The following is a 19,570-nucleotide window of genomic DNA, read 5'->3' on the forward strand; positions in this document are numbered from 1 at the left end:
GTGTCGTACACTCCCGTACTCGGGAAGCCCACACGGCTCGATCGTGCCGGACCCGCCGGCGGGCCCGGAGCGGTCGGGAAGTAGGGTGTACCGGAGTGGTCGGGACACCGGCCATGAAGGGGTGTAGCTCAAGTGGCAGAGCAGCGGTCTCCAAAACCGCAGGTTGCGGGTTCAAGTCCTGTCACCCCTGCGTCGATGTTGACGGTGAGCGGAGGAAGTGGACGGTGTCAGCCGTGCGACGCTCGGTAACGACCACTGCCGAGTTCACGCGTCCGACGAGCGCCAGCTAGGAGGGGGCGTGAGCGAGGACCGCGAGCAGGACAAGGGTGAGAACCGCGACGAGGAGTCTCGCCCCTCCAGTGCCGCAGCACGCCGTGGCCGCCGGGCATCCGGGCGCTCCAGCGCCCGGAAGAGCGCGGGTGGTGAGTCGAAGGACGCGACCGCTCCCAAGGGCAGGCCGACCCCTTCGCGGGACGGCCGAGGAGAACGGGTTTCGCCGTTCCGCAAGATCGGCCGCTTCCTCCGTGAGGTGGTCGCGGAACTCCGTAAGGTCATCTGGCCGACGCGCAAGCAGCTATTGACTTATACTGCGGTGGTGCTGGTGTTCGTCAGCATCATGGTCGCGTTCATAGCCGGTCTGGATCTGCTCTTCGCGCAGGGTGTGCTCCAGTTGTTCGGCAACTGAATGCCGACCGTGGGCAACTAGACGCCCGCACGGACTTCGTGCGGTGGCGGATGCCATCCACCGGGCACGCAACGCACGAGAGGAAGCGAGACCCACTGTGACCTCCCACGACGGCCAGGAGTTGACCGGCCTGTCCGACGAGCAGGACGCCGTGACCGAGACGGGTTCTCCGGACCCGGCCGAGGAGCGTCCCGCCGAGGCGGACTCCGAGGTAGCCGCCGAGGCGGATGACTCCGGTGGCACTGCCGAGTCCGAGGACAGTGCAGCGGCTTCCGAAGCCAGCGACGAGGAGGCCGAGGCGGACCCGGTCGAAGAGCTGCGCGCCATGCTCAAGCGTGCGCCGGGCGAGTGGTACGTCGTGCACTCCTACGCCGGTTACGAGAACAAGGTCAAGAACAACCTGGAGCACCGCGCGCAGACGCTGGACGTCGAGGACTACATCTTCCAGGTCGAGGTGCCCACCGAAGAGGTCACCGAGATCAAGAACAACCAGCGCAAGTTCGTGCAGCGCAAGGTGCTGCCCAGCTACGTTCTCGTGCGGATGGAGCTCAATGACGCCTCCTGGTCGGCGGTTCGCAACACGCCGGGCGTCACAGGTTTCGTGGGTGCCACCTCGCAGCCCTCGCCGCTGAGCACCGAGGAGGTGCTCAAGTTCCTCGCGCCGCAGGCCGAGCGGGAGGCGAAGGAGAGCGCGGCCAAGAAGGCCGCCGCCAAGCAGGAGGCGGGCAAGAGCGCCGCCGTCGAGGTGGACTTCGAGGTCGGCGAGTCGGTGACCGTGATGGACGGGCCGTTCGCGACGCTGCCCGCCACCATCAGCGAGGTCAACGGCGAGGCGCAGAAGCTGAAGGTACTGGTCTCGATCTTCGGCCGCGAGACGCCGGTCGAGTTGTCCTTCGACCAGGTATCCAAGATCTGACCCGCTCCCCGTCGCGGGAGTGCGGTTGCCGCGGTGGCCGGCAGGGGCGCATCGCGGCTCTTCGGCGGGCGGTTCGGGTTCCCGGCCGCCCGTGAACGTGCCGGAGCGCGTCGCGCCCGGCACGGACCACAGGTAACGAGGACAGGAAGAACGAAATGCCGCCCAAGAAGAAGCGACTCGCAGCGATCGTCAAGCTGCAGATCTCGGCCGGTCAGGCCAACCCCGCGCCGCCGGTCGGTCCGGCGCTGGGTCAGCACGGCGTCAACATCATGGAGTTCTGCAAGGCCTACAACGCCGCCACGGAGAACCAGCGCGGCGACGTGGTGCCGGTCGAGATCTCCGTGTACGAGGACCGGTCCTTCGACTTCAAGCTCAAGACGCCGCCCGCCGCGAAGCTGCTGATGAAGGCAGCCAACGTGCAGAAGGGCAGCGGTGAGCCGCACAAGACCAAGGTGGGCTCGGTCTCCCGCGAGCAGGTCCGCGAGATCGCCCAGACCAAGTGGGTCGACCTCAACTCCAACTCGATGGACGAGGCCGAGAAGATCATCGCGGGCACGGCCCGCTCCATGGGCCTGCGCATCGAGGGCTGACAGCGGCTCGTACGGCCAGGACGGCCCCGGTGCCGTGACCCACTCATCCACCGAAGGTGTGGGAGGGCTCGCCGCGCGGCCCCGACCACAACTGATCCGTTGAACAGGAACAGACATGGCAAAGCGCAGCAAGGCATACCAGCAGGCAGCCGAACTGGTTGACCGCAACCGGGTCTACACCCCGCAGGAAGCCATCGAGCTGGCGAAGAAGACCGCCAAGACCCGGATGGACCCCACCGTCGAGGTGGCCCTGCGGCTCGGTGTGGATCCGCGCAAGGCGGACCAGATGGTCCGCGGGACCGTGAACCTGCCGCACGGTACCGGCAAGACGGCCCGCGTCGTGGTCTTCACCTCCGGCGACAAGGCAGCCGAGGCCGAGGCCGCCGGTGCCGACGCCGTCGGCTCCGACGACTTGATCGAGCGTATCCAGGGCGGCTGGCTCGATTTCGACGCGGCCGTGGCCACCCCGGACCAGATGGCCAAGGTCGGCAAGATCGCCCGCGTGCTGGGTCCCCGTGGTCTGATGCCCAACCCGAAGACCGGCACGGTGACGCCGAACATCACCAAGGCGGTGCAGGACATCAAGGGCGGCAAGATCAGCTTCCGCGTGGACAAGCAGGCCAACCTGCACTTCGTCATCGGCAAGGCGTCCTTCTCCACCGAGGCGCTGCTGGAGAACTACGCCACCGCGCTGGACGAGGTACTGCGTTCCAAGCCGGCCACCTCCAAGGGCCGCTACCTCAAGAAGGTCAGCTTCACCACCACGATGGGGCCGGGTATCACGGTGGACCCGAACCGGACCCGCAACATGGTCGAAACGGCGGCATGACCGCCGGTTCCGGCGGCCCCGTGGCGGTCGCCGGAACATCCCGAGCGTGACCGAGAATCGGGCCGCTCCGCGACGTCGCGGAGCGGCCCGATTCGTTTCGTGGTGCTTCGGCCGGGTGGTACTCGGGCAGAGTGTTCCCCTCCGGGGCTTCACTCGAGCGGTGCCGCCGGGACGCTTCGCTCGCGCGGTCGCGGTGAACGTCGGTACGGCGGTGTTCCCGGGTACGCGGGTACCGACGGTCCTCGTGGAGACCTCTGTCGCCACGGGAACCGTGGGTCACTGGCTGAACCAGTATCCGTACGAGGTGTAGTCCGGGTAGGGACCGAGGAACTCGGAGGGCTGTTCGAACTCGATCCGCAGCGTCGAGTCGGTCACCAGCTCACCCGGCACGGTGAGGGTGGCCTCGTTCCAGCCGTTGTCGCCCGGCTGCCTGGTCCAGTCCCGCAGTTTCTCCCCGTCGACGGAGACCGACATCTCCAGGGGGTCCGGTGACCGGCCGGAGACGGTGTAGCGCGAGGTGATCGTGACCGGCTCGCCCGGAGTCAGGTTCCGCGCGGTGACGGTCTCGCCGCCGATCACGTGCCTGCCGCTGTCGACGACCTCGCCACGCGGGTAGTTCACCGTGCGGAGGTTGGTGAGGGGCTGGAACTGCCGGTGGGCGGGGAGCACCTCGTAGTCGTGCCGTTGTTCGCTGTCGAGGTCGGCCACGTTGACGTGGTCGCGGATTCGTCCGGGTGCCTCGCTGCGCACCGGTTCGTCCCCGGTGTTGACCAAGCTCCAGTCGGCCTTGTAGATGGCCACCTCGTCGCAGAGTTTCGAGGCCTGGCACGCGCCGGCCGACCCGACTGTGCGGTGCGAGAAGGTCGGTGACTTCGAGCGGAACGTGGCCAGCGGTTCGTCCCCGAACACTCCACCGTTGGCGAGGTCGTGCACCGGCCAGTTGGTGAACACCGCGAAGTAGTCGGGGCGTTCCTCCGGCGGCATATCGCGCAGCACCTCGTAGATGCTGCCCGCGCCGTGGTTGTTGGCCTCGGTGAAGCGGTTCGTGGTCAGCCCGATGAGGTCGACCACCCGGTGGCTGCCGAGGTAGGCGGGTGCGCCCACGTCGTTGACCGCCAGCACGGCGTCCTCGGGCATCTCGTCCTCCAACCAGTCGGTGAAGGACACCTGCTGCCCGCGTATCCCGGCGGCCTGCTGTCCCAGGCGGATCGCCCAGGAGGGCGTCTCGGCCACGGTGAACAGCAGTGCGGTCACGAGTCCGGCGTTGAGCACGATCCGGCGGTTGCGCCGGGAACGCACCAGCCGGCTCAGGCCGTGGACCCCGACCACCGCCAGCAGCAGGACCACCGGCAGGAAAGGCTGGTGGTAACGCAGGTGGTGGATCGTGGCGGTGCTCAGCGTCGAGATCGCCATCGCCACGAGCAGGTAGCCGATCCCCAGGGCCAGTGCCAGCGGGGCCCACTGGGACTTCTTGACCAGCAGGTAGATCGTCCCGGCGACGGCGAGCAGCAGGGTGCCGGGGAACACGAAGTCGAAGGTGTTGAAGCCGGTCAGCACGCGCAGCACCTGGTGGAAGTGGTTCAGCGTCTCGTCGAGGAAGCCCATCGGGTACAGGATCGGCTCGTACAGCAGCGATTTCGCTCGCATGCCGTTCGCCGAGGTGTGGCCGGTCGTGATCTTGTAGAGCAGCGACTCCCCGAGGTAGGCGACCAGCGGCAGCGGCAGCAACGTGAGCCTGCCGATCACCCGGGCGCGCGAGACGTCGGCGGGGCGTGGCCCGCGCAGCGTCGTCCAGGCCATCGCGACTGCGAGTACGAGGACGAAGATGAACGCCTCGGGGCGGGTCAGGGCGGTGAAGAAGGCGATGATCGGTGTCCGGACGAACCGCCCGCGTGGGGCCTCGGAGGTGTAGGCGAGCACCGTGCCCGAAACCATGAGCGCGACGAAGCCGATCTCCATGCCGCTGGCCGAGCCCCACAGCAGTACGCCGTTCGTCGCCACGAGCAGACCGGCCCAGACTCCGACCCGCCGGTTGATCAGGTTGGCGCCGATGCGGTAGACGCACACCGCCGTCAGGGCCATGCACACCCCGCCGAGGACCATCGCGGCGGTCAGCAGGGCCGTGCCGTGCAGGCCCAGCGTGTACAGCCCGCCGAGGACGATCATGTAGAGCAGGCTGCTGGCGCCCGTGCTGATGGGGTCACCGATGTTGTACCGCAGGAACTGGCCTTCGGCGAACTGCTTCGCGTACTGCAGGTGGATGTAGGAGTCGTCCAGCGGGGGGATGAGGTTCCACGCGTTGTACGACAGGTTGACGAGCACGAAGGCCGCCGAGAGCAGCAGCGACAGGAACCCGATCCCCCAGGCGGGGCCGCGCCGTGCCAGGAACCCCGGCAATCTCCCGGCCTTCGCGCGTGTCCCCGGTTCGCGGTAGGACGCGCCCTCGGCCCGTCCCGCTAATCGTCCGGAGTCGGGATCGTCGCCGTGGTCGCGTTCGTTTATCGTGCTGAGACTCATGGAGTCGCCGCTCTCTGATGGGCTGACACTTCGGCGTCGTCGTTAGGCGCTGCGATACGCGGTTATCCTAAAGAGATTCGCATTTTGCCCAGGGCTGGGGCCGATGTCGTCCGAGCCCGCCGACAACAACGTACTTTCGATCCGAGCGGCGCGCCCGGCGCGACCGAACCGCCGCTGTCCCTGTCGTCCTCCAGCGGCTGAGGAGGATACGGCGGTTCCGGCTCCCTGGCGGCACGATCGTCCGCGACGGACCCCGGCGCCGAACGACGAACGGTCCCCGGCGGCTCTGGAGCCGCCCTCCGCGGCCGCTCAGTCCTCGCAGTCCGCGGCCGCGTAGCCGTTGATCTCCCAGCCCCCGGAGGAGTGCTGCCGCAGTCGGAACACCCCGAGCCGTGGTCCGCCGCTCACCTCCAGCTCGCAGGAGGAGATCCTGGCCAGGGAATGCTCCTCGTCCCGCTGCGCCGCGTCCCGGGCGAAGTCGGGGTTCTTGTAGGTGGTCTCGTCGGTTATCCGCTCGTTGAGGCGCAGGGCCGCCGCTCCACAGCTCTCGGCCCCGTGCACGGCGGCGAAGCTTCGGCGCGCGCCGCTGTCGAACAGCAGGCAGACGCTCTCCGGTCGGTTGGCTAGCTCGTCGTAGACGGTTCTGACGGCCGCGGTGGGTGAGTGCGGCAGCATCGCCGACCTGCTCTCCGTCCCACCCGGGGAGGATCCGTTCGATCCCGATCCGCCACCGCCGCCGAACGTGCTGTCGTACAGGTAGGTCAGCACCAGCAGGAGCACCAGCAGGTACAGCAGCCGCCGCACGGGTTTGAACCGCAGCGGCCGCAGCGCGCGGCGGTACCAGGGGCGCTTGGTGGTCGGGGCGCCGTCCGGGACCGGTGGGGTGTCGCCGTACTGCCGCCGCATCTCCCGGAAACGCTGGAACTCCAGGAACTGCTGGTACTCCCGGTGGGCGTCCGTGTCCTCTCCCGCGTAAGGCTGCCCCGACCCGGTCGAACCCTGTCCGCTCGCGCTCTGTCCGGTCGGACCACCTGGGGCTTCGCCCGGCATTGCCGGAGAGCGCTCGGCGGGACGCTCCTCGACCACCTCGGCGTCGATCGGTTCGGGGGCGTCGGCCGCTCCGGTTCGTTCCGGGGGCCGCTGGTGGGGCTGCTCGGACGGCTCTCGGTGATCGGCCACGGTAATCATCATGCCTCGGGGCGCAAGTTCGGCGGGGCGCGAGGGTGGAGTCCTCGTCCGGCAGGCGGCGCGGATCCTCTCGGAGCCGGAACTTGAGGAGTGCGGGGGTGCGTGCCCGTCGGCGCACGTCGTGGCGTATGCTTGGTGAGGTTCCACCAGAGACCGCTGGTCTTCTCCGCCGACGTGGTTCCGGCGAGCCGGGCGACGTGGGGGAGAACGAAGGTCCCGTAGAGACGGGCGACCCGCGCAGGAGGACGAGGCCGCAGCAGCGCGAGAGAACCGTCGCGCGGTGGATGATCTTCCACGCCCCGTGCCGAATGCGCCGGGGCGTTTTTGTCGTCTCAGGGCACTTTGCGACCGGCTCACAGTCGCGAGGCACTAGAGAGGAGGCGACATGGCGAGGCCCGAAAAGGTTGACGCGGTCAACGAGCTCTCCGAGAGTTTCACCAACTCCACCGCGACCGTCGTTACCGAGTACCGCGGACTGACCACGGCCCAGCTCAAGCAGCTGCGTCGTAACCTCGGCGAGGACGTGACCTACCGCGTCGCGAAGAACACGCTGGTCCGGCGCGCGACCGAGCAGGCGGGCGTCGAGGGCATCGACGATCTCATCCAGGGTCCGACCGCGCTCACCTTCATCAAGGGGGAGCCGGTCGACGCGGCGAAGGCGCTGCGCGACTTCGCCAAGGACCACAAGGCCCTGGAGATCAAGGGCGGCTACATGGACGGCCGCCCGATCTCGGCCGGTGAGGTCGAGCGCATCGCCGATCTGGATTCGCGCGAGGTCACGCTGGGCAAGCTGGCCGGTGCGATGAAGGCGAAGATGAACGAGACGGCGGCCCTGTTCGCCGCTCCGGCTTCGCAGGTCGCGCGGATGACAGAGGCCCTGAAGGACAAGAAGGAGGAGTGAGCCGTCACCGCCGTTGTCGGTGGTCGGCCCGTTCTTCCCGCGAACAACTCCCGTGCGCCGCGCGCAGGCGCTGCTGATCCGAAAGGAACATCATCATGGCCAAGATGAGCAACGAAGAGCTGCTGGACGTCTTCAAGGAAATGACCCTGCTGGAGCTCTCCGAGTTCGTCAAGCAGTTCGAGGAGACCTTCGACGTCACGGCCGCCGCCCCGGCCGCCGTCGCCGCTCCGGCCGCCGGTGCCGCCCCGGCCGAGCAGGAGGAGGAGCAGGACGAGTTCGACGTCATGCTCGACGACGCCGGTGACGAGAAGATCAAGGTCATCAAGGCCGTCCGCGAGATCGTCTCCGGCCTGGGCCTCAAGGAGGCCAAGGAGATGGTCGAGAACGCGCCGAAGCCGGTCGTCGAGAAGGTCGACAAGGAGCGTGCCAACGAGGTCAAGGGCAAGCTCGAGGAGGTCGGCGCCAAGATCACCCTCAAGTGATCTCGCCGCTGTCTCACGGGGCGGTCGCCGTTCGGCGGTCGCCCCGTTTCTCGTCGCCACCACGTCGGCCCGCGCTCGTGGTGGCCGGGTGGGCCGGTTCCCGGCCCCGGTGGGACGGTCTCGACGGGGCCGTGCACCACGTCTCAGCCCTGCCGGGCAGCGGGGTGGCTCGGCGTACGCGCGAGCCGCCGTTCGGCGGGACGGGCACCCGCGTGGAACGCGAATTCTTCTCGTAGCGCTCGAGCGGAGGGTATGCGCAGCGTGGCTGCGCCAGGGTCTTTATTCCCCGAACGAGTGATTTCATTTTAGACGATATGTAATAGGAATCCGATGATTTCGCTGAGTTCTTCCTGAGGAATTTCTGAGAGGAAACGGCGCTCGGACACGTTCGGTGTTCACTTCGCGCGGGAACCGGGCTCGGGTGTGGCCGAACGATGATCAAAGCTCTGACCAGGTATAACGCTATGTGTGCGTGGGCTGTATGTCCTTTTTGGTTGTGAGCTGTTTCTCTTGGCGTCCCTTCCTCGGGGTGGCTACAGTCGGCGGTGACGTCGGGTCATGCGAAAGGGACTCTGACGATCGCATTCGCCGAATGCGACACGTCGTGGCGCTGTTATCTGATCAAGAGCGGGACGTCGGCTCTGCGCCACCTTGGTGAAACCAAAAGGTGGATCATATGACTGAATCATCGGTTCGGGGTATCGACTCCGTCGCGGAATACGTGCGAGCTGTCGAGGAGAGCAACGACAACGTTGCGTTCCGGATGAGTACGGAGCGACCGCGACGCGGTGTGATGGTCGTCAGCGTGTTCGGTGAGTTGGACATGGTGACGGTCCCCCGGTTCGCGGAACTGGTCCAGCAGCGGTTGGAGTCCTCGGCATCGGTGGTGGTGCTGGACCTGACCGGCGTGACCTTCCTCGGTGTCGAGGCGATCAAGGTGCTGGCGCAGTCGGACCTGCGAGCGCACCTGACCGGCAAGCGTCTCTCACTGGTCACCGGAGTCCGGGCGGTGGACAGACCCCTGGAAGCCCTCGGTCTGGCGGCCCGCTTCACCTACGGCAGCAGGCCGGTGTTCGAGTCCGCCGCCGAGAACGAGCCGGTCTCCGTACCGCGGCGCGCGCCGTTGCCTCCCGAACCGAGAACGGGCAGGCACGAGGCCGCGATGAGTCGTTGAGCGCGGCGCGGATCGACTGTGCGATCGACAGGGGCGGGCTCCAGCGTGCGGGCCCGCCCCTGGATCGTGTTCGGAGCGGATCGAGGCGGAACCGGTGGAGGCGACGTCGACGAGGGATGCCACTGGCGGAACCGGCGGGAGGAGCGTGCTCGTTCGGCTCGATGGTGAGTTGCTGCCGTTCGTCGCCCCGCGAAACCGGGTGGAGAGCATCCGGGTGCCGCACGACGGGACCGCCTCGTTGGGGCACCTGGTCCAGTCGCTGGGTGTGCCGCTGACCGAGGTGGGGCAGCTGCGGCTGGACGGCGCGCCCGTGGCCGCGACGGAACGGGCCGCTGCCGGTGGTGTTCTGGACGTGGCGCCGGTGCGCTTCCCCGAGCGGATTCGGCAGCGCTTCGTGCTGGACGTGCACCTCGGGGCCCTGGCGCGCCGGATGCGGCTGCTGGGGATCGACACCGCCTACCACAACGACGCCACCGACGAGGAACTGCTGGACCAGGCGGCCCGGCAGCGCGGGGTGCTGCTGACCAGGGATCGCGCTCTGCTGTGCCGCCGCGCGTTGTCGGAGGGCGCCTACGTCCACGCCTCCGACCCGGCCGAGCAGCAGTCCGAGGTGCTGGCGCGGTTCGAGCCGACGCTGCGGCCCTGGACGCGTTGCGTCCCCTGCGGGGGTGAACTCGAAGAGGTGCCGAAAGCCGAGGTCGCCGCCAGGCTGGAGTTCGGCACGCGCAGGTGCTACCAACGGTTCGCCCGCTGCACGGCCTGCGGCAGGATCTACTGGCCCGGGGCGCACAGCCCAGGGCTGCGCCGGATCGTCGAGTCGGCGCGGCACCGCCCCGCGCGGCCGGATCGGCGGGGTGGGGAGCCGGGCTGAGTTCAGCGGTGATCGGCGGATACCCGTTCGGGTGGCCAGGGCCCTCACCGGAATCGGTCACGTATGGCGTGTCAGTAGTCGACACTCGGTTACCGGCCTCGCTAGTATGCCCGGTATGCCGATCTCGTCGAAGTTGCGGGAGCGCATCCAAGGGTTTCTGGAGACCGGTGAGCGCATCCGCTACGCCTTCCCCGCCGAGATCCTGGGCAGCATCTCGCCCGGTGTCGTCGTGGTGGTCACGCAGCAGTCCATCACGGTGCTGTCTACCGGCATCTTCAACCGGAGCAAGCCGAAGGGTGTGCTCGCCAAGAGTCCGCGCGGTGTCCGGCTGGGGCCGGTGGACACCAACGCGGCCGCGTGGTTCACGTTCAACGGGGTGCACTACGAGGTGGACGACGAGTACGTGCCGGTGGTCAACGCCGCCGACGCCGAACTCGGCTCGCCCGACCAGGTGCCGCAGGACCCGCTGCCGGAGTTGTGAGGCGTTTCTGCAGCTGTTTCCCTGCGGCATCGGACTTTTTGGTGCGACCGACGTCAGAGCCCGCCCTGGAGTCCATTGCCGAAACCGCCGCTGCGCCGAGGAACCAGTGACCTGAGAACGAGGGCGGCAGGTTTCGTTAGGCACGTCGACTGGTCAGCACGGATCCACGATCGCGGTGAACATCGCCCGGTCGTCCGTTCCGAGGCGTCCCAATCCCGCGACCGCCGCGCGAACCCCGGAATCAACGGCCGGATCAACTCCCACAGCTCATCTGGTACCAACAGCTGCGACAACCGATCCACCATCACCCACGGTCCCGCCCTGGCAACAACACCACATGAGACAAGGCCTGAAGTTGCTCACGGAAAAACACGAAAAAGAATCCCGGAAAATGCTTGTGCGGGATTTTCCAGGCCTGGGTTGGATTCTGGTGAAACCGACCCAGGGCACCGGGCGGAAAGGTCAGCTGATCACTCCATCTCCCATTCCATTTCTTCATTGACTTTGTTGAAGTAGTGAGCCGTGTGTGCCCCCAGTCCACTCAGGATCGGCATGGGGTGGAAAACTCCCAGGCGGTAACCCGTGACGAGCGCGGGAACGAACCGCTCCGCGATGGCCGTGACGTCGTCTTCCGGAGCGCCGAGGACAACTTTCTCCAACGCTTCGAAGACCTTCGCCCGGCTCGATCGGTCGATCTCGCGGAAGTCGCGGACGAATTCGGCGGCCATGTTCTCGACCCGGTGCTGCAGGTCGTAGTCGGGTTCGGCACTCCTCGTTTCCGTTGATGTGCCCAGCAGCCTGTCGTCGGCGTTCGCCAGGCGATCGCAGGATTCCCGCAGCAGCGCCACGGCGGCACCCGCGGGTTGTGGCTCGGGAGGCTCCCGTAACGTCATCCAATAGGGGACCGCTACTCCCGTCCGCGTGTTCCAGATCTTGATGTAGTGCCGCGACTCCTCGCCGAGCTCGTGCCAGACGGTCGCCAGGTCGAAGTCACCGCGATCGTAGGCAGTGACAAGGGCTTCGAGGAATCCGGTGGCCACAGCGTTCTGCTCGTCTTCGGTGCCGGAAACGAGCACCTCCTCCAGCAAACCGAGCAACCGCTCCCGCTGCCAGGCGCTCATCCGGTCCACCCGAACGGCGAACGAGGACCCCAACGAGATCAGTCGCAACAGCACCGGATATTCGTCCCCCGCTTCGGCCTCCTCCGAAGCACCGTCCGCTTCATCCGCGTGCCAGTCACCCTCCCCGTCGAGACCCTCCGAATCACCATCCCCTCCACCCGCGTGCCAGTCCGCCACGGCCGCCCTGTCCGCGGCGGCCAGCTCGGGACTGATACCGGGTAGTTCGGCCCACAGACGCGAAATCAATATCACATTCCTTCCAACGCGTTCCTCAAATCGCTGATGACTTGCTTCGCGGCATCCCGATCACTGTTGGCCGCTCGCGGATTATTCTTGAGCCACTTCTGCAATGACCTTATCATGTTTTGAGCTTTTTCGTCATGATGCCTCCCTCCGACGGGGGCGCCTATGTTATGAAGAGCACGCTCTATTCTTGCCGCTGCGGCAGTGCTTTCGTTTCCAAATTTTGACCCATTTCGGTATGATTCATCCATCAAGTCTTGAATTTTAGGGTTGTTAACCCGCGGCTTTTCCATTCCCGCGTACCGAGACTTCACGTAAGCCTCATGTAGCGCCCGATTGGTGGGGAGGTCACCCATTCGGGAGCGCTGTTGAACAGAGCTCCTCCATATTGCCAGGCCTATTCTTATTAAAGGACGAGCCACGCTCATCCTTTTTGTCTCTAGGTAAAAGAGTCCTTCTGGAAGGTAGGCATTGTTTATCTTGCCCACTAGGTCGTTCCCGCGGGCCTGCCTGTTTTTCAGGCAGTACATCCTCAACAGGATAGAAGGAGCATGTCCTGTTTCGACAATGTCGTCCGACTGTATGTTGCGATAGTTGTCGCCAATCCATTGATCAACACTTTTTTCTGGCATTTCGCAAGGCTGGTCCAAATCTTTGGTCGGCTTGGCGCCGTTTATGTAGCGGTGTCCTTCAAAGTAAACCTGCGTAGTCCCGTGTGAGTAGCGGTAAACTTTTTCCGGGAATCGGGGAGGTGATTCAGAATTTTTGTGGCTTTCGTCTACCACTTCGGAATGCTTGTCCAGCATTATTCGAAGCGCTTCTCTTGCCGCTGACGATGCTGCCTTCGCATCTTCACCCGCAGACAGAGCTGATTCTCGTGCGGATGCCGCGGATTCATACGCCGCAGCGGCTGATGTACGTGCACTGGCGGCTGAAGCTTCAGCAATGGATGCGGACGCTTTCGCGCTACGTGCATCCTCTCTCGCCCTGCTCGCTGCTTCCCGAGCTGTCCGAGCAGCGTTTTGGGCTCGTTCGGCCGAGTCTTGTGCCTGTTGTGCGGCTCGCTTGGTCCACGGACCACCGGTGCTCAACAGGTTCACCGCTGCTTGACGCCCTTTGCTGACCACGGTGGCCGGATCGGCATCGGGTGCTTCCGCCGCGTTGAGCAGCTTACGGGTCTCCTCGGAGACGCGGTTCCGCTCGACTTCCTCCCACTCAGCTCGGGACCGCTCTTCCTGGTGCGAATCAGCGTCCTCTTTAGCTTCGGCTATCGCCTGTTGCTTGTCCGCACGGATGCGTTCCGCTTCGGCGTCGCGGGCGATTTGAACGACGTTCTGGGCCTGCTTGGCCGCGTCCATGGCCGTGTTGGCCGCTTCGATGGCCGCGTTGGCGTGTTGCGTGGCCTGCTGTGCGGCGTTCTCCGCCTCGCCCGCATGGGCGGCCGCGTCCTCCGCCGCCGTCGCCGCGGCACGAGCGTGCTCCGCAGCTGAATTGGCGGCCGCTGCCGCTTCGTCCGCGGCTGTTGAGGCTCGGTCGGCCTGCTGCTGAGCCCGTGCTCCTGCCTCTCTGGCTCGTTGCGCCTGATACTCGGAGACGTTGGCATAACGACCGACGGCATCGGCGGCCGCACCGGGGCTTCGCTGGACGCGTTGAGCGCGCGTTCGGTCGCCTGTTTGGCCGCGGCTGTCTGCTCTTCTGCTCGCTTTCGAGCGGCTTCGGCCCGTTCCACGAGCTCGGTGACGGTGGCTTTCTCCTGGTCGCGAGCCTCGGCGACCTCGAGGTCGTGCTCCAGGAACCGTTTCAGTGCCGCTGTCGAGCCATCGTTCAGCGCGGCGTTGGCCGCTTCTTGTACGCGCGTCCCGCCTGTGGCCAACTTCTGCACCACACGCACCCGCAGGTCGTCCTCGTAGGGCTTTTCCACCCCTCTTGGACGAACTGTTCGAGTGCCGCGACGCTGCCGTCCTCGAGTGCGTCATTCCCGGCCAGCTTCATGCCGCGCCCGCCGGACGACATCATTCGCAGGACGTTGATACACAGGTCGTTCTCGGCCGCGATGTCCTTGCCGGTGTTGAGAAACTCACGGATGTCCGCATCGGTCCCCGTCAGTGTGGCTGCCGCGTCGTCCTTGGTGTCCGGGCCGCCGTTCCGCCAGAGTTCCAGCACCTGCTGGTGATCGGCCGGGGTTACCTCGGCCGTTTCGGCGGTGGCGATGCTTGCCGAGCCAACCATACCGCTTACTACCGATGTGGCCAGGAATATCGCGGTGAGGGCTCGTCTTCGACCGCGTGATGTGCGTGGTGGAGCGGATCCGTCCACTTCGCGATACTTATGCGTTCCCATGCTCGTATTGATCCAAATGCAGTATCGAAATCGTGCTCCGTCCGGGGGATGGCCGAGCGGGGCCCGCAAGATCCTCGCTTAAATCGTGGAGATCCACAAGCTTTTTCGGATCGAGGTCCACAAAAGGTGTTTGACGCCGCTTGTCAATGGCTGGTTTTCGTTTGTGGCGATCACAACATTTTTCCGGAAATGCTGTTTACCTGTGTTTCTGTTTGGTAAATTCGTTAAGGTTTTTCCTTTGGGAGGTTATTTCTTGTTTGGAGAATGATAGCTTTGCGTAATTATTTTCGGTTCGCCATTTTGGGTGTGTCTGGATTAGTGGCGCTGTCGACGGGGGTGGCGGTAGCTGTAACCGAAAAAAACTCTGGTACGGAATCTGCGGCAGCGGTATCTCCGCCGCCGATCGTGGAGGATTACTCCTATCCGGGTGCGGACAGCATCGAACAACAGCGTGGAATCAGGCTCATCGAGGGTGACGGGAACATCGTGCTGGCCGACTGCGGTGCCTCGGACGAGCTGATCGAAGTCTACAGCAGCAAGACCGAAACGTCATGTTACAGGGTCATCGGTAATACCGGATATCTCAAAATGGAGATCCCTGAAGTTTACACGCTTAAGGGGGATGATCACGCGGTCGAGGCCACTGTGACGGTGAAGGGGCAGGCCGAGGTGGTCGACGTGCCCAAGAACTCCTTCGTTCCGGTTGGTGAAGGCGAGAATTCCGAAAACGGTCCGGCAACATTGCTGGAACTTCGTGCGTAATGACGAGTAGCGAAAAAGGAATGGTTTTGTCGAGTTCTAGATCGAGACGCACTCTGGGGGTCGGCGTGGCCACGGTGGCCGCGACGGTGCTGGCGGGAATGCCCGCCCACGCCCTCAGCGGTGGACAGCAGGTGCCGCAGGGCAGCTACGAGTTTCTGGCCAAGGTGGATGTGGGCAGCAGCGAGCGTTCCTGCTCCGGTGTGCTGGTGTCGCCGCGGTGGGTGGCCACGGCGGCCTCCTGCTTCGCGCAGGACCCGGCCCAGCCGGACACGGTGCCCGCCGGCCCGCCCAACACCGCCACCACGGCCACGGTGGGTCGCGCCGACCTGACGACGGACGGCGGCCAGGTCGCCGACGTGACCGAGCTGGTGCCGCGCACCGACCGCAATCTGGTGCTGGCCAAGCTGGGCAGCGCGGTCTCCGGGATCAGCCCGGCACCGTTGAGCACCGAGGCCCCGAGCAACGGGGAGACGCTGCGGTCTGCCGGTTACGGTCGCACCGCGACCGACTGGACGCCGAACACCGCGCACACCGGCACGTTCGACGTGCAGTCGGTGTCGAGCGGGTCGGCCAGCGTGCTCGGCACGACCGAGCAGTCCAGCATCTGCAAGGGCGACGCGGGTGGCCCGGTGCTGCGGCAGGTCAACGAGAACGTGCGGCTGGTCGGGCTCAACAGCGCCTCCTGGCAGCACGGCTGCTTCGGCGAGGACACCACCAAGCGCGGTGCCACCATCGCCCGCACCGACGACATCACCGGCTGGCTCAACTCCCGGATGCTGGGAGTTTCGGCGCAGCCGGGCAACAAGCACGTGAACAAGGTCAACTGGCTGGACGCCGGCGCCGATCAGTACCGTGTCTACGGCGCCACCACCGCCGAGGTGCCGCTGCGGCAGGCCAACCTGCTGGGCACCGTGACCGGAACCACCTTCCGGCACGAGGCACTGGCGTCCGGACAGACTTGGCACTACCGCGTGGTGCCTGTCTACCCCACCGGAGACGGCGCGGCCTCCAGCACCGTTCAGGCCACAGTGTCCACCGAAGCGGGAACCGACTTCAACGGCGACGGATACGAGGACATCGCGGCTTATAATATGGGATTCGCTGGTAGCGAATTCAGTAACGCGATCTCCGACGGTACTGGTTTCGGCTCCGTGACCAAGTACGCGCAGAATAAGTTCGCCGGTGCCCGCTGGACGATGAGCGGTGATTTCAACGGTGACGGCAAGGCGGATCTGCTCAGCGCCAACAAACTCACCAGCAACAACCCAGGCGTTTACGTGGCGCTGTCCAACGGTGACGGGTTCGACCCGTTCCAGCGTTGGCGGTCGACAGTCCGCCTGGGAGTGGCGCCGAGTATAGACGTCGGTGACTTCAACGGTGACGGCAAGGACGACCTCGTGAGGTTCCCCCGCGGGGCCTCCGGCGGAGCCTACGTCTCACTTTCGAACGGTAGCGGTTTCGAGAAGGAAACGCGGTGGCACGGCTACTTCGCTCAAGCGGGCGAGGTTCCGATGGCCGGTGATTTCAACGGTGACGGCAAGGACGACATCGTCACCTTCATTCAGGGCGCTGACGACCCCGGGTTCGCCAATCGGGTCTACGTCTCGCTGTCCACCGGAAGTACCTTCAAGCAGGACGACGCCGTCTGGAACGAGCGCTTCTCACTCGAAGGCGAGCGTCCCGGTGTGGGTGATTTCAACGGTGACGGCAAGGACGACATCGTTACCTTCGCCAGCGGTAGCGACGGCAGGGTGTACGTCTCGCTGTCCACCGGGAGCGAGTTCCCGGCTGACAGCCCCGTTTGGCACGCTTATTTCGCTCCCTCCGGTGAGACACCGGGCGTGGGTGATTTCAACGGTGACGGCAAGGACGACATCGTCACCTTCCTGAAGGGGAGCGAGGGCAAGGTGTACGTCTCGCTGTCCACCGGTGATTCCTTCATCAGGAACAATGATCTCTGGATCGACGGTTTCTGCGGGCAGGACAGTACGAACCTTGGGATGTGTAATCCGGTTCCGAGTCTGCCGCTGCCGAAAAATCCCTGATTGACCGTCTGTGGCCGTGGCCGGTGCTCCCTCGCGGGGCACCGGCCACTTCATGTTTCAGCCGTCGAGCGCGCCCGGCGCCCCCCGCTCATCGGCCGAAATCCGTTCGCGACTCCGGAGTAACCCAGCCGCACCGGGCTCGTTGACCGGTGTGACGCGTTCAACTCGCGTTAGACGCGTCACAGCGGTCGGGTCGCGGCCTGACCTCACCCGAGCCAAGCACCGGCATGGGTGCCGATGAGCGACGTGGAGGTGCGGATGGGTGTCGAAGTGGCCGTCGAGGGGCTTTCCAAGTCCTTCGGGTCGCAGAACATCTGGTCCGACGTCACGCTGACACTGCCCACCGGCGAGATCAGCGTGCTGCTGGGTCCCTCCGGGACCGGCAAGTCGGTGTTTCTGAAGGCCCTGGTCGGTCTGCTCAACCCGGAGCACGGCAAGGTCGTCATCAACGGGGTGGACGTCTGCGACTGCTCGGAGAGCCAGCTCTACGAGGTGCGCAAGCTCTTCGGCGTGCTGTTCCAGGACGGCGCGCTGTTCGGTTCGATGAACCTCTACGACAACATCGCCTTCCCGCTGCGGGAGCACACCAGGAAGGGCGAGGCCGAGATCCGCCGCATCGTGGGCGAGAAGATGGAGATGGTCGGTCTCGTCGGCTCCGAGGACAAGCTTCCCGGCGAGATCTCCGGCGGTATGAAGAAACGCGCGGGTCTGGCCCGCGCGCTGGTGCTCGAACCGGAGATCATCCTGTTCGACGAGCCGGACTCCGGCCTGGACCCGGTGCGCACCGCCTACCTCAACCAGCTGATCGTCGATCTCAACGCGCAGACCGACGCGACGTTTCTGATCGTCACCCACGACATCAACACCGCCCGCACGGTCCCCGACAACATCGGGATGCTCTACCGGCGCCACCTCGCCATGTTCGGCCCCCGCGAGGTGCTGTTGACCTCCACCGAACCCGCCGTGGAGCAGTTCCTCAACGGCCGCAGGGCGGGGCCCATCGGCATGAGCGAGGAGAAGGACTCCGGGCAGACCGCGGCCGAACTCGCCGAGCTCGGCGACGACCAGGGCGTCCCCGAGATCATCCCGCAGCTGGGCATCTCCCCGGGGGTTCCCGAACGGGCCGCCGTCCGCCGCAGGCAGGACCGGGTGATCGCCAACCTGGGTTCGCTCACGCCGGGTGCCCAGCGCGCCGTGGTCAACAGCCTCTCGGGGGACGAGCGCGCCAGGTACGGCCTGGCGGCGGACGCTCCCACCGGCCCGGTGGACCTCGGCGCCGACCGACCCGCCGACGACGCCGGTGACACGGTGCGGCTCTCCCCGGCGTCGGGATTCGGGGGGGAACTGCCCACCGAGCAGGTCGCGCGGCTGCCCCGGGAGGAGGACGCATCCCCGAGCACGGCGGATTCTCCACGGGAGACCCCGGTACAGGAGGTGTCCGAATCGGACTCCCCGTCCTCCGCCGAGCACGTTCAACCCACCGCCGGGGCAGCGCAACCGCGCCCCACACCGCACCCGCGCCGGGCGCCGGAACAACGCCCCCCGGAACAGCGGCAGCCGGTCGCCTCGGCCGAGCCCGCGGTCTCCGGCGGGCGCAAACGCCGCCGGTTCTGGCGAAAGCGGGGTGAGCGGTGAGCGCTCCGACCCGAACCAACATTCCGGGCACCGGGGCGCTGCGCGAGACCGGCAGGCTGTTCGCGCTCGGCCTCGACGTGATCCGCCTGATGCCCAGGCGCCCGTTCCAGCTGCGCGAGTTCATCCAGCAGTGCTGGTTCATCGCCGGTGTCACGATCATGCCCACCGCCCTGGTGGCGATCCCGTTCGGCGCGGTGATCGCGCTGCAACTCGGCTCGCTGACCGAGCAGATCGGCGCGCAGGCCTTCACCGGTGCCGCGAGCGTGCTCGCGATCATTCAGCAGGCCAGCCCCATCGTCACCGCCCTGCTCATCTCGGGCGCGGGTGGTTCGGCGATCTGCGCCGACCTCGGCTCCCGCAAGATCCGCGACGAGATCGACGCGATGGAGGTGCTCGGCGTGTCGCCGGTCCAACGACTGGTGGTGCCCAGGGTGCTCTCGGCGATGCTGGTGGCCGTGCTGCTCAACGGCATGGTCAGCGTGGTCGGCGTGCTCGGTGGCTACTTCTTCAACGTGATCATGCAGGGCGGCACCCCCGGCGCCTACATGGCGAGCTTCGGCTCGCTGGCCCGGCTCTCCGACGTGTGGGTGGGCGAGTTCAAGGCGCTGATCTTCGGGTTCATCGCGGGCGTGGTCGCCGCCCACCGCGGCCTCAACCCACCACCGGGGCCGAAGGGGGTCGGCGAGGCCGTCAACCAGTCGGTGGTCGTGACGTTCCTGCTGCTGTTCGCGGTGAACTTCATCATCACGCTGCTCTACCTGCAGATCTTCCCGGCACAGAGGTTGTGAGG

Annotated in this window: 18 protein-coding genes, 1 tRNA gene and 1 pseudogene; 14 read left to right on the plus strand and 6 right to left on the minus strand. The window is 66.0% G+C overall.

Annotated features, from left to right (window positions below; translation table 11 throughout):
- Positions 1-117: 117 nt before the first annotated feature.
- From BLQ75_RS17385 to rplA, 5 genes are all read left to right on the plus strand, one after another.
- Positions 118-190, plus strand: a tRNA-Trp gene (locus tag BLQ75_RS17385).
- Between the two features lie 108 nt (positions 191-298).
- Positions 299-685: a preprotein translocase subunit SecE gene (secE, locus tag BLQ75_RS17390; RefSeq protein ID WP_092603625.1), complete on the plus strand. Its 387-nt coding sequence runs from the start codon at positions 299-301 to the stop codon at positions 683-685.
- 97 nt (positions 686-782) lie between these two features.
- Positions 783-1,601 carry a transcription termination/antitermination protein NusG gene (gene nusG / locus BLQ75_RS17395; RefSeq protein WP_092603627.1) on the plus strand — a complete coding sequence of 273 codons (819 nt, stop codon included), beginning with the start codon at positions 783-785 and terminating at the stop codon, positions 1,599-1,601.
- A gap of 155 nt (positions 1,602-1,756) precedes the next feature.
- Positions 1,757-2,191, plus strand: coding sequence for a 50S ribosomal protein L11 (gene rplK / locus BLQ75_RS17400; protein WP_092603629.1), 435 nt, complete (start codon positions 1,757-1,759; stop codon positions 2,189-2,191).
- Positions 2,192-2,306: 115 nt separating this feature from the next.
- The gene (gene rplA, locus BLQ75_RS17405) at positions 2,307-3,020 is read left to right on the plus strand and encodes a 50S ribosomal protein L1 (protein WP_092603631.1); all 714 of its coding nucleotides are present in this window, start codon (positions 2,307-2,309) and stop codon (positions 3,018-3,020) included.
- Positions 3,021-3,296: 276 nt separating this feature from the next.
- Here the strand turns inward: rplA and BLQ75_RS17410 are convergent, their stop codons facing one another.
- Both BLQ75_RS17410 and BLQ75_RS17415 read right to left on the minus strand, forming a co-directional pair.
- A complete protein-coding gene (locus BLQ75_RS17410) occupies positions 3,297-5,537 on the minus strand; it encodes an ArnT family glycosyltransferase (protein WP_092603633.1) in 2,241 nt (746 codons plus the stop codon).
- Between the two features lie 309 nt (positions 5,538-5,846).
- Complete coding sequence (locus BLQ75_RS17415) at positions 5,847-6,716, minus strand: hypothetical protein (protein ID WP_092603728.1); 870 nt, start codon at positions 6,714-6,716, stop codon at positions 5,847-5,849.
- A 394-nt stretch (positions 6,717-7,110) separates the two neighbouring features.
- Here BLQ75_RS17415 and rplJ point away from each other — a divergent pair, with 394 nt between their 5' ends.
- From rplJ to BLQ75_RS17445, 5 genes are all read left to right on the plus strand, one after another.
- The gene (gene rplJ / locus BLQ75_RS17420; protein ID WP_092603635.1) at positions 7,111-7,626 is read left to right on the plus strand and encodes a 50S ribosomal protein L10; all 516 of its coding nucleotides are present in this window, start codon (positions 7,111-7,113) and stop codon (positions 7,624-7,626) included.
- A 95-nt stretch (positions 7,627-7,721) separates the two neighbouring features.
- Positions 7,722-8,108 carry a 50S ribosomal protein L7/L12 gene (gene rplL / locus BLQ75_RS17425; protein WP_043570323.1) on the plus strand — a complete coding sequence of 129 codons (387 nt, stop codon included), beginning with the start codon at positions 7,722-7,724 and terminating at the stop codon, positions 8,106-8,108.
- 676 nt (positions 8,109-8,784) lie between these two features.
- Positions 8,785-9,282: an STAS domain-containing protein gene (locus BLQ75_RS17435; protein ID WP_092603639.1), complete on the plus strand. Its 498-nt coding sequence runs from the start codon at positions 8,785-8,787 to the stop codon at positions 9,280-9,282.
- 145 nt (positions 9,283-9,427) lie between these two features.
- The gene (locus BLQ75_RS17440) at positions 9,428-10,153 is read left to right on the plus strand and encodes a Mut7-C RNAse domain-containing protein (protein WP_092603641.1); all 726 of its coding nucleotides are present in this window, start codon (positions 9,428-9,430) and stop codon (positions 10,151-10,153) included.
- 115 nt (positions 10,154-10,268) lie between these two features.
- Positions 10,269-10,634, plus strand: a complete 366-nt coding sequence (locus BLQ75_RS17445) for a hypothetical protein (protein ID WP_092603643.1) — start codon at positions 10,269-10,271, stop codon at positions 10,632-10,634.
- Positions 10,635-11,104: 470 nt separating this feature from the next.
- Here BLQ75_RS17445 and BLQ75_RS17450 read toward each other — a convergent pair whose 3' ends face one another.
- Genes BLQ75_RS17450 through BLQ75_RS17460 form a run of 4 tightly spaced genes read right to left on the minus strand, consistent with a single transcriptional unit; the run spans position 11,105 to position 14,227 of the window.
- On the minus strand, positions 11,105-12,001 hold the full coding sequence (locus BLQ75_RS17450) for a hypothetical protein (protein ID WP_092603645.1): 897 nt from the start codon (positions 11,999-12,001) through the stop codon (positions 11,105-11,107).
- Between the two features lie 2 nt (positions 12,002-12,003).
- Positions 12,004-13,356, minus strand: a complete 1,353-nt coding sequence (locus tag BLQ75_RS23125; protein ID WP_139183018.1) for an ALF repeat-containing protein — start codon at positions 13,354-13,356, stop codon at positions 12,004-12,006.
- Positions 13,266-13,919, minus strand: coding sequence for an ALF repeat-containing protein (locus BLQ75_RS24755; RefSeq protein WP_092603647.1), 654 nt, complete (start codon positions 13,917-13,919; stop codon positions 13,266-13,268). The genes BLQ75_RS23125 and BLQ75_RS24755 overlap by 91 nt, the downstream gene beginning before the upstream one ends.
- Positions 13,823-14,227 carry an ALF repeat-containing protein gene (locus BLQ75_RS17460; RefSeq protein ID WP_170837549.1) on the minus strand — a complete coding sequence of 135 codons (405 nt, stop codon included), beginning with the start codon at positions 14,225-14,227 and terminating at the stop codon, positions 13,823-13,825. The genes BLQ75_RS24755 and BLQ75_RS17460 overlap by 97 nt, the downstream gene beginning before the upstream one ends.
- A 384-nt stretch (positions 14,228-14,611) precedes the next feature.
- Between BLQ75_RS17460 and BLQ75_RS17465 the strand changes: the two genes are divergently transcribed.
- From BLQ75_RS17465 to BLQ75_RS17480, 4 genes and pseudogenes are all read left to right on the plus strand, one after another.
- Entirely contained in the window at positions 14,612-15,100 is a 489-nt protein-coding gene (locus tag BLQ75_RS17465) for a hypothetical protein (protein ID WP_139183019.1), read from the plus strand.
- A 26-nt stretch (positions 15,101-15,126) separates the two neighbouring features.
- A complete protein-coding gene (locus BLQ75_RS17470) occupies positions 15,127-17,145 on the plus strand; it encodes an FG-GAP-like repeat-containing protein (protein ID WP_170837550.1) in 2,019 nt (672 codons plus the stop codon).
- Between the two features lie 258 nt (positions 17,146-17,403).
- A pseudogene (locus tag BLQ75_RS17475) lies at positions 17,404-18,540 on the plus strand (ABC transporter ATP-binding protein); the annotation flags it as partial.
- A gap of 236 nt (positions 18,541-18,776) precedes the next feature.
- Complete coding sequence (locus tag BLQ75_RS17480; RefSeq protein WP_092603655.1) at positions 18,777-19,568, plus strand: MlaE family ABC transporter permease; 792 nt, start codon at positions 18,777-18,779, stop codon at positions 19,566-19,568.
- Positions 19,569-19,570: the final 2 nt, after the last annotated feature.

Origin of the sequence: Actinopolyspora xinjiangensis (assembly GCF_900104475.1) — a bacterium.
Taxonomy (GTDB): domain Bacteria; phylum Actinomycetota; class Actinomycetes; order Mycobacteriales; family Pseudonocardiaceae; genus Actinopolyspora; species Actinopolyspora xinjiangensis.